This window comes from uncultured Boseongicola sp. (genome assembly GCF_937988555.1).
Taxonomy (GTDB): domain Bacteria; phylum Pseudomonadota; class Alphaproteobacteria; order Rhodobacterales; family Rhodobacteraceae; genus Boseongicola.
Genome location: NZ_CALJXO010000128.1, coordinates 1 through 9,108 on the forward strand (window position 1 = coordinate 1; position 9,108 = coordinate 9,108).

The 9,108-nt window shown below is 57.0% G+C and carries 10 protein-coding genes; 4 read left to right on the forward strand and 6 right to left on the reverse strand.

Features of this window, described 5'->3' with window-relative positions; translation table 11 throughout:
• From Q1B15_RS06955 to Q1B15_RS06970, 4 genes are all read left to right on the forward strand, one after another.
• The coding region (locus Q1B15_RS06955) for an extracellular solute-binding protein (protein WP_299752120.1) at window positions 1–1,245 on the forward strand (1,245 nt) is incomplete at its 5' end.
• Window positions 1,246–1,306: 61 nt separating this feature from the next.
• Window positions 1,307–2,170, forward strand: coding sequence for an ABC transporter permease (locus tag Q1B15_RS06960; protein WP_299752123.1), 864 nt, complete (start codon window positions 1,307–1,309; stop codon window positions 2,168–2,170).
• A complete protein-coding gene (locus Q1B15_RS06965; RefSeq protein WP_299752126.1) occupies window positions 2,170–3,009 on the forward strand; it encodes an ABC transporter permease in 840 nt (279 codons plus the stop codon). Before Q1B15_RS06960 ends, Q1B15_RS06965 begins: the two co-directional genes overlap by 1 nt.
• Window positions 3,006–3,650: an aspartate/glutamate racemase family protein gene (locus Q1B15_RS06970; protein ID WP_299752129.1), complete on the forward strand. Its 645-nt coding sequence runs from the start codon at window positions 3,006–3,008 to the stop codon at window positions 3,648–3,650. Before Q1B15_RS06965 ends, Q1B15_RS06970 begins: the two co-directional genes overlap by 4 nt.
• Window positions 3,651–3,931: 281 nt before the next feature.
• On the opposite strand, the gene Q1B15_RS06975 is transcribed toward Q1B15_RS06970, so the two are convergent.
• The 6 genes from Q1B15_RS06975 to Q1B15_RS07000 all read right to left on the reverse strand — a co-directional run.
• Entirely contained in the window at window positions 3,932–4,957 is a 1,026-nt protein-coding gene (locus Q1B15_RS06975) for a biotin-dependent carboxyltransferase family protein (RefSeq protein WP_299752132.1), read from the reverse strand.
• On the reverse strand, window positions 4,954–5,718 hold the full coding sequence (locus Q1B15_RS06980; RefSeq protein ID WP_366141689.1) for a carboxyltransferase domain-containing protein: 765 nt from the start codon (window positions 5,716–5,718) through the stop codon (window positions 4,954–4,956). Before Q1B15_RS06980 ends, Q1B15_RS06975 begins: the two co-directional genes overlap by 4 nt.
• Before the next feature lie 38 nt (window positions 5,719–5,756).
• On the reverse strand, window positions 5,757–7,040 hold the full coding sequence (locus Q1B15_RS06985; protein WP_299752135.1) for a TRAP transporter large permease: 1,284 nt from the start codon (window positions 7,038–7,040) through the stop codon (window positions 5,757–5,759).
• The gene (locus Q1B15_RS06990; RefSeq protein ID WP_299752137.1) at window positions 7,037–7,579 is read right to left on the reverse strand and encodes a TRAP transporter small permease subunit; all 543 of its coding nucleotides are present in this window, start codon (window positions 7,577–7,579) and stop codon (window positions 7,037–7,039) included. The genes Q1B15_RS06985 and Q1B15_RS06990 overlap by 4 nt, the downstream gene beginning before the upstream one ends.
• A gap of 30 nt (window positions 7,580–7,609) precedes the next feature.
• On the reverse strand, window positions 7,610–8,641 hold the full coding sequence (locus Q1B15_RS06995; RefSeq protein ID WP_299752140.1) for a TRAP transporter substrate-binding protein: 1,032 nt from the start codon (window positions 8,639–8,641) through the stop codon (window positions 7,610–7,612).
• 35 nt (window positions 8,642–8,676) lie between these two features.
• Window positions 8,677–9,108 (reverse strand): DUF1445 domain-containing protein (locus Q1B15_RS07000; protein ID WP_299752143.1); only part of this gene is annotated, 432 nt, incomplete at its 5' end.

The following is a 9,108-nucleotide window of genomic DNA, read 5'->3' on the forward strand; positions in this document are numbered from 1 at the left end:
CGAAGAAGCCTACTAAAGACTGGCGTGGCGGCCGTTGGTGCAAGCACACTTGGCGCACCGATGATCTGGGCGCAAAACATCAAAGACGTCACCCTGCGCCAGTTCGGCACGGGGGTGTCGAACCTCAACGAAGTCGCCTCAAAAGTGAAAGAAGACCTGGGCTTCACGCTTGAAATGACGGCCCTTGATTCCGACAGCGTCACCCAACGCGCGGCCACCCAGCCAAACAGCTTCGACATTGCCGACATCGAATACTGGATTGGCAAAAAGGTCTGGCCGACCGGCAATCTGCAGGCGATGGACACCTCGAAAATCAAAAACTACGATAAAATCGTCGGTATCTTCCGCAGCGGTAAACTCACGCCTGAAAGCACCATCGCACAGGGCACTGCGCCGCATTCTGTTGGGTTCACGTCAGGGGCAAACGGGACGGACTTTGTTCAGGAAGAATCTGGTTGGATGACCCTCATCCCAACGATCTACAACGCTGACACGCTGGGCATTCGTCCCGATCTGATTAACCGCCCGATCAGCAAATGGTCCGAGCTTCTGAACCCTGAATTCAAAGGCAAAGCCTCGATCCTCGATATTTCGTCGATCGGCATCATGGACATGGCAATGGTCGTGGAATCGATGGGCGAGTACTCCTATCCCGATAAAGGAAATATGACCAAAGAAGAGATCGACCTGACGATGGCGATCTTCACCGAGGCCAAAAAGAACGGTCAGTTCCGCGCCTTCTGGAAGTCGTTCGATGAAAGCGTCAACCTGATGGCGTCCGGCGAAGTGGTCATCCAGTCCATGTGGTCGCCTGCGATTACAGCCGTTAAATCCAAAGGCATCCCCTGCGTCTACCAGCCCCTTGAAGAAGGGTATCGCAGCTGGGGCGGCGGCATTGGTCTGTCGGCCGCCCTCACTGGCCTCGAGCGCGATGCAGCATACGAGTACATCAACTGGTACCTTGATGGCTGGGTTGGCGGCTTCCTAATGCGTCAGGGGTATTACTCTGCCGTTCCTGAGACGTCCAAGAACTACATGTCCGAAAACGAATGGGGCTTCTGGTTCGAAGGCAAAGCAGCGACCGACGTTATCACCTCACCGTTCGGCGACGCATTGGCGCAGGCAGGCGAGGTCCGCGATGGCGGGTCCTTCCAGGATCGTATGGGCGCCGTTGCCTGCTGGAACTCGGTCATGGACGAGAACCAGTACATGGTTCGCAAGTGGAACGAGTTCATCGCCGCATAATTTGGCGGCCTCGGGGTGCGGTTCCCTCCCATCGCACCCCGACCCTTGCATCGGATACTCCATGGATCGTCTTTCAAAAAACAACGCCCTCAGCGGCCTTTTGATGGTCTCGCCATTGCTGGCGGTTCTTCTGATCTTTCTGGTGCTCCCTATTGCATTGATCGTCGTTGTCAGCTTTTGGCGCGCGACCGAATTTTCCATTATCCCGGCCTTCGTCTGGGAGAACTACGAATTTCTATTCGGGTCCCCCGTTACCTACCGGGTGTTTTTCAATACCTTCAAATACGCACTGATAACCTGGGCCATCACGCTGACGATAGGGTTCACAGTCGCCTATTTCCTCGCGTTCCATGTCCGCACCCTGACGTGGCAAATCGCGCTTTTTCTGATCTGCACCATCCCATTCTGGACCTCGAATATCATCCGGATGATCTCGTGGATCCCGTTTCTGGGCCGCAACGGCATCGCCAATTCAGCTTTAATATCCTGGGGCGTCATCGACGAACCTTTGGATTGGCTCCTGTTCAGTGACTTCGCGGTTATCCTTGCTTTTGTACATCTTTATACCCTTTTCATGGTGGTCCCGATCTTCAACACGATGATGCGGATCGATAAATCATTGATAGAAGCGGCGCGCGACGCCGGGGCCTCAGGCGCGCAAATCCTGTGGAATGTCATCATCCCGCTGACCAAGCCTGGCATCATGATCGGTACGATCTTTGTGGTGACGCTGGTGATGGGTGACTTCATCACCGTGCGCTTCATGTCTGGTTCGCAATCGGCCAACGTGGGCCGCCTGATCTCAAACGATATCGCGCTGCTTCAGTACCCCTCGGCTTCGGCCACGGCTGTTGTCTTGCTGGCGACCGTTTTGATCGTCATTGGCATTTTGTTGCGCTTCGTCGACATCCGAAAGGAGCTTTGATGGAACCGCGATCTCGATCCTTCTACGTTCTGGCAGCTTTCTTCGCTCTGTTTCTCCTGTTCCTCTATGGGCCGACGATCACGATCGCGATCCTGTCGTTTCAAGGTCCAAGCGGAGGCCTGACGTTCCCGATGAACGGCACGTCCTTTCATTGGTTCCGCGACCTTTTCGAACAACAGGCCGTGGGTGATATCTGGGGCAGTTTCCGCCGCAGCTTTGCCCTTGGTCTGATGGTCATGGTCACCACCGTGGTCGTATCGGTGATGGGCGGTCTCGCCTTTCGCAAACGCTTTCCCGGCTCCACAGTCGTCTTTTATCTGATTATTACATCGCTGGTGATCCCGTCGATCCTCATCTCTCTTGGTGTCGGGCTTGGGTTCAGTCAGGCCGGCTTCGAGGTCCATTGGTCCACATCCGGCTTCGGCGCGCAACTGACCTGGACGCTCCCATTTGGCCTTTTGATTATGTTCGCCGTCTTCAACCGGTTTGACAAAAGCTACGAAGAAGCGGCCCGTGATTTGGGCGCAACGCCGTGGCAAACATTGCGCTTTGTAGTTCTCCCCATCATAGGGCCATCGCTTATCGGGGTCGCGCTGTTTGGTTTCACGCTCAGCTATGACGAGTTTGCACGCACGCTTCTGACGTCTGGAAGCTACAACACGCTGCCGCTGGAGATCTTCGGCATGACGACCAATGTCACGACACCAGTGCTTTATGCATTGGGGACGCTGACGACGGTCTTTTCCCTTCTGATGATTGGGATATTCCTGCTGCTCGCTTGGGCCAGTTCGCGCCGAAAAGCCAAGGCTGGAACGGATGCTGGCAAGGGTATGGTATGATTGTTCTGATCAACCCCAATTCCAGCGTCTCAATGACCGAGGCAATGTTGCAAGCTGCACGCCAGGCTGCACCCGGGCATGTAATCAAGGGCCTGACATCCCACGACGGCCCAGTCTCTATTCAGGGCGTGGAAGACGGCATCGCCGCCGTGCCGCCAATGTTGAAACTTGTTGAGAAGGCAGCAAAAGATGGCGCCAACGCGATCATTATTGGGTGCTTCGACGATACCGGGCTTGCACAAGCGCGCAAGATTGCATCCTGCCCGGTCATCGGTATCGGGCAAGCCGCGTATCATCTTGCAGCCATCGGAGGCCCCCGATTTTCGGTCGTAACAACGCTCGAGGCCTCCGTGCCCATTCTGGAGACAAACATTCAAGCCTATGGTCTCGCGTCACATTGCGCCCGCGTTCGGGCAAGCGGCGTGGAGGTTCTCGACATCGAAAATAAGCCGACAGAGGCGGCTGAGCGCATTCTGAGCGAAGTCGTGACGGCGGAACGCGATGACGACATTGACTGCATTGTGCTGGGGTGCGGCGGGATGGTGCACTTGACCAGCCTTATCCGGGAAAACACCAACCTTCGACCAATAGACGGCGTCCGAGCGGCGGCCTTTCTGTCGATCTCTTTTAGCCAAATCTAATGCATGAGGGCATCCCTGGGCCGCCAAGCCGGGGGCTGTGACGACAACAATCTGTCCGGCAGTTTCTGTTCCGCTGCCGTATTGGCGACCTGCAAAACGTTTGTCCTGCGGCATCGTGGGCGGATTTAGGGCGAGGCCGGATTGGGGTCGGGTACGTCCATTCGCTTTCCCCTGCCAACGGCTGATCACAGGCAGAAAAATCTATCGAAATAAAAAAAGCACAATGCGCCGCGTCAACTGAGGGACCCCGGCTTGCGGTTTGACGGCGCTTAGGCGCCACTCTACTCCATCCTGTCATCCTCAAGGGCATTCACCACCCCTCCAACCAGTTGATAGGCAAGAAGATCGCGTATGGCCCGTGGATCACGGACGAGTGGCCGGGTTGAAGTGGTCAGTTGGGCAAGAATTTGCTCGGGGCTTTTATGTGTTTGAAGCGCCGTCCCGTGGTCCACGAACCGGAACGACAAAGCGCTTCCTGCGGTCGCCTGTGCGACGATTGGAAGATCGCACGGCAGTACCGTGCCAATACGAGGATATCCGCCGGTGGTCTGACATTCAGGCAACAGCACAAACGGTATGCCCTCCCCGGTCATCTGGATGTCCCCCGCGACCATCGGTTCTGACAGGATGGTAAGTTGTTCGCCCGTCGCGAAAGGCCGTCCTTCAAAAATAAGCTCGACGCCTTGCCGATTGCCGCGAGGCGTCCGTTTGAAACCGGTCATTTCAAATCGCGTCCTGACCACGCCCGGGAAGTTATCGGTCTGGACACTGGGAAGCACCCGCACAGAGCCGCCTTCAAACCGGGCTTCGGGCGTTAATGTTTTGCCGACATCACCACGGTGTGAGTCAGGCCCGATAGGCAAGGTCTGGTTTGAGGCAAGAACCCCACCGATACCCGCCGTCAGATGGGTGGCCCGGCTTCCAAGGAAGGGGGTCGTGTGGATGCCGCCGCCAACGTGAAGATATCCGTAAACTCCGGTTCTTGCAGGTCCGATGGACAAACGCTGTCCGGCTTTGACAAGGTACGACGCGTTCCAGACCAGCGGCTCACCGTCGAGTGTGGCTTTCATCGGCGCGCCGGTTAACGCAATTCGAATGTCAGCTGTCGTCGAGAATTCCCCACCGAATGCAGCCATTTCGATGGCAGCGCAGCTCAGCGATTGACCAAGTAAGGCCACACCTTCGATGAAAGCGGTGCGATCTGCTGCCCCCCCCATCGACAGACCTTGGCCCATATGTCCGGGCCGTCCCAAGTCCTGTACCGTCATGGCGGGTCCGGCCCGATGAATAAGAAGCGAGGTCGTCATCCCAGGCCCTCGCGGATGGCGCCGCCGTCGCCACTTTGATCGCCGGCCTGAAGGTTCGCGAAGTCTTGCGCCGATACTGAACGAAAGCGGATTTCATCTCCGGGCTTAAGCGCGAAGGGTTCGGGTGCGTTTGGCCGGAACGCGTGAAACCCGCATTTCCCAACCTGCCGCCAGCCCGTCGGAGTCGATGTTGAGAACAGAACGATCTGGCGAATTGCGACTGTGATGGCCCCAATGGGGACGCGCTTTGTGAGGCCGGACTGGCGCGGGATGTCCCAGTTTTTGGGCAGTGAACCAAGGTAAGGCTGCCCCGGAGCAAAGCCTAAGGTCATGACCCGCAAGGGTTTGGCGCACAGTTCGGCAACTGCCACGTCTGGCGATACACCGGCAAGACGTGCCGCCTCTTCCAACTGCGGTCCGGCTTCCTCGCCGCCAAAGACTGCAGGGATCGTCCAAAGGACGCGGTTCGTGGGCAATGGTGCAGCGCTCCAGACGCGATCTTCGGTCAATTCCTGTAGGCGCGCACGCAACGCGTCACGTGCCAGAAGAAGCGGGTCATATGTCACGAATGTCGAGGTGAGCGACGTCGATGTTTCGCTCACACCGTCAAGCCCAAGCGCCTCGACTGCCGCGCGAAACGCCAATGCCGCGCTATTGGCCCCATCGGTCAAGACGTCCGAAAACGTCACAAGCATCCCGCATAGTCCGACATCAACGATGCGCGGGAATGCGGACATGTCAGGAGAATCTGCACGGGTCACGGGCGGGCCATTTGCTGGAGTTCGATGGGATACTAACGCTAATTCAGCGCTTGTGGCAGGAAGAGTGCGATTTGTGGGAAGGCGATCAGCGCCAGCGCCATGGCCAGCATTACTGCCACGAAGGGCAGGGCGCCGAGCATGACGTCCGACATGCTCCCGCTTTTTCGCGCCCCTTGCACAACGTACAGGTTCAGTCCCACAGGCGGCGTAATCAAAGCCATTTCGATCAGAACGATCATCAAAATACCGAACCAGATCGGGTCGAACCCTTGCTCGACGACCAACGGCACAATGATCGGAATGGTTACAACCATGAGCGACAGTGTCTCGATGAAAAAGCCAAGAACGATGTACATGACGACAACGACCAATATGAACCCAAGCGGAGAAAGCCCGAGGCCTGTCAGAAATGCGTCCAGTTCCTGACCTAATCCGGCCGAGGCCAACGTGAAGTTCAGGAAGGATGCTCCGATCACGACAAGCATGATCATTGAGGTGATTTTGACGGTCCCGTGGATACTTTCCACCAGCATATTCAACGATATGCCGCCAAAGGCCCCGGCGATGACGAAGGCTCCGGCAACGCCCACCGCTGCGGCTTCCGTCGGTGTCGCCCAACCGTTGTAGATCGAGCCAATGATCACCGTGAACAACAATATGATCGGCGCCAAGTGAACCAGCGCACGCATCATCTCGGGCAGTGGAAAAACCCGGCGCTCCCCGCCAAGGTGTGGCCAGATCGTGCAAATAATGGCGACCATAATGATGAACGCCAACGCCAGACCCAGACCGGGAATAAGCCCGGCAAGGAACAGTTGTGGGATCGAGGTCTGGGTGAGAAAGCCGTAAACAATCAGATTGATGGACGGCGGGATCATAATGCCAAGAGTACCGCCAGCCGCGATCGCTCCGGAAAAGAGTTTCGGGTCATATCCGAGTTTTTCGGCCTGCGGCATTGCCACGGTCGCTACGGTTGCCGCTGTGGCCACGGACGACCCGGAGGTGGCAGAAAACATCGTCGCGGTCGCAACGTTCGCGTGGACCAAACCACCCGGCATCCATGATACCCAACGATCAAGCGCCGCGTAGGTGCGGGCTGCAACACCGCTACGTACCAAGATTTCACCAAGCAGAACGAAGAACGGAATGGCAATCAGGGTCGCACTATTCGATGACGACCACACCATATTGCCAAGTCCGCGGATCAGCGGAAAACTTGAGAAGAACCAGTCGATCCCAAAGCCCAAAAGAAAAAGCACAATTCCGACCGGAATCGACATGCTTAGAAGGGCCAGCAACCCGATAGCGACATAGGCGATCATTGCAGGGTCTCCGCTTCGCCAAAGGCGCCAATCGCGGCCTCGGTTTCTGAAAGTTGTCCTTTACGGATCATGTTCAACGCAACCAAAGTCGTGATGCACGACATGACTGCAAACCAAAGCCAACCCGCAAACCATGGCCCTTGAACAAGCGCCAGCGGGGTCTCAAGCGGCGTGTTGGCCGTCGAATTATTGTTCAGCGAGCGTTCCAGTACCGGCCAGCATTTGTAAGCAATTAACACGACCGTGCCGCTTAGAACCACCATCGAGAACACGTCGAACAAACACCGCCCAAGGGGCGCGGCGCGGCTTCGCAAAAGATCAATTCTGACGTGGCCAAGTTCAAGCATCGTATAGGCCATGCCCCATGAGCTCGCGATGGCCATGACGTAACCGCTTATCTCGTCGGTGCCGCCGAACGAGGACCCAAGTTGTCTGAAAACAATATCCAGAAGCACAAAGGCAGCGCAGCCCAGAAGCATGACGCCGACAAGCACCGCCACTCCTCTGTTTATCGTCCTGAGTGTTCCCAGCAGTTCCATTATCCTGGATCCTCTTTTGGTTTGAGTGTCTTACTCGATCGTCACGCCAACAACCTGACCCACGGATGCATTCCAGCGTTCCGCCCAGTCACCACCGGCCCGCTCGGCCCACTCAGGCAGAACTTCACTGACAAGGATCGCGCGTGCCTTGGCAAAGTCAGCGTCCGAAGCTTCAACCAAAACCATCGAACGCGCATCGCCAGCCGGGCACGCGCCGTTGCCGGTCAGGCAGGCGATGTCATTGACCAAGGCGTTTTGCGCCGTCGCCCATGCTGGGGCTTCGAATTCTGCTGTGACCTGCGTCTGGATCAGGTCCTGTGTTTCGCTGCTGAGGCCGTTCCATTTGTCAAGGTTCATGGCTGTCACAACCGGGTCCCAACCACCAAGCGGCAGTGGCATCAGGTGTGTCGAAACTTCCCACCAACCGGCAGAATAACCCGAACCGGCACCCGTGACGGCGCAGTCGACAACGCCTTTTTGAAGCGCGCCGGGCACCTCGGAGAACGCGACGTTCACGCCCTCGGCGCCGAGCGCTTCAAGCAGTTTTGCGGTCATACGACCCGAGGCGCGCACTTTCAGACCCTGAAGGTCATCAAGGCTGGAAATCTCGGCATTACAAAACACGACCTGCGGCGGGTAGGGCGCAATCGCCAGCACGTGGCTGTTAAAGCGGTCGTGGAAGATGTCGGCGACCATCGGGCGCGCGGCATCAACCATCGCGCGGGCTTCGTCAGCACTTAGGGCAATCAATGGGACGTCCAGACCTTCAAGTTCCGGCGCATCAGAAACCGCATAATCCGCAACGGTCATTGCAACATCGTAAACGCCCTGACCCAAAAGCGGATAAATGTCGCCAAGTCCAAGGCCCATCTGGTTGTGGGTTGTCAGTTCGACCGTGATGTCGCCACCGGACGCTGCTGGCAGGGTTTCACCCCAAAACGGCGCTTCGTATTCCTTGTGCAGCGGCAAGCCGGACCAGCTTCCGACAACAGCCAAGTTCTCGGCCAATGCGGGGGTTGCCAGCGTCATCGACGCGGCGAGCAATGTAAGCGATTTACGCATGTTTCTCTCCATGTTGGTTGTAGGTTTCTTGTTGATCATTGGTCTTCAAGCGTTTCCGAGACGTCCGCGATCAGCATGTGACCGGGGGCGTGGGTGATACAGAATGGGAGGCGCGCGTTCATAAGCACGTTTTGCGGAGTAACTCCGCAAGCCCAGTAAACGGGTATTTCGCCGTCTTCGACCGCAACTGGGTCGCCCCAATCCGGTGCATTCAAGTCAGCAATGCCGATATCCGCCGGATCGCCCATCGCAATCGGAGCCCCATGCGCATGCGGAAATCTGCCGCTGATACGATAAGCATCCTCGATGCGATCTTCGCGAATAGGGCGCATCGTGGCGACCATCTCTCCGGCAAAGACCCCCGCAGGTGTCAGTGCGACGTTGGTTTTGTACATCGGCACGGTCTTATCTTGTTCGATGTGGCGAACAGGAATGTCGTTGGCGATGAATGCGTTTTCAAAGGTAAA

Excerpts from the sequence above, each read along its gene's own strand:
- Q1B15_RS06995 (WP_299752140.1), bottom strand. The coding sequence starts at position 8,641 with ATGCGTAAATCGCTTACATTGCTCGCCGCGTCGATGACGCTGGCAACC.
- Q1B15_RS06975 (WP_299752132.1), bottom strand. The coding sequence starts at position 4,957 with ATGACGACCTCGCTTCTTATTCATCGGGCCGGACCCGCCATGACGGTA.
- Q1B15_RS06990 (WP_299752137.1), bottom strand. The coding sequence starts at position 7,579 with ATGGAACTGCTGGGAACACTCAGGACGATAAACAGAGGAGTGGCGGTG.
- Q1B15_RS06965 (WP_299752126.1), top strand. The coding sequence starts at position 2,170 with ATGGAACCGCGATCTCGATCCTTCTACGTTCTGGCAGCTTTCTTCGCT.
- Q1B15_RS06970 (WP_299752129.1), top strand. The coding sequence starts at position 3,006 with ATGATTGTTCTGATCAACCCCAATTCCAGCGTCTCAATGACCGAGGCA.
- Q1B15_RS06960 (WP_299752123.1), top strand. The coding sequence starts at position 1,307 with ATGGATCGTCTTTCAAAAAACAACGCCCTCAGCGGCCTTTTGATGGTC.
- Q1B15_RS06985 (WP_299752135.1), bottom strand. The coding sequence starts at position 7,040 with ATGATCGCCTATGTCGCTATCGGGTTGCTGGCCCTTCTAAGCATGTCG.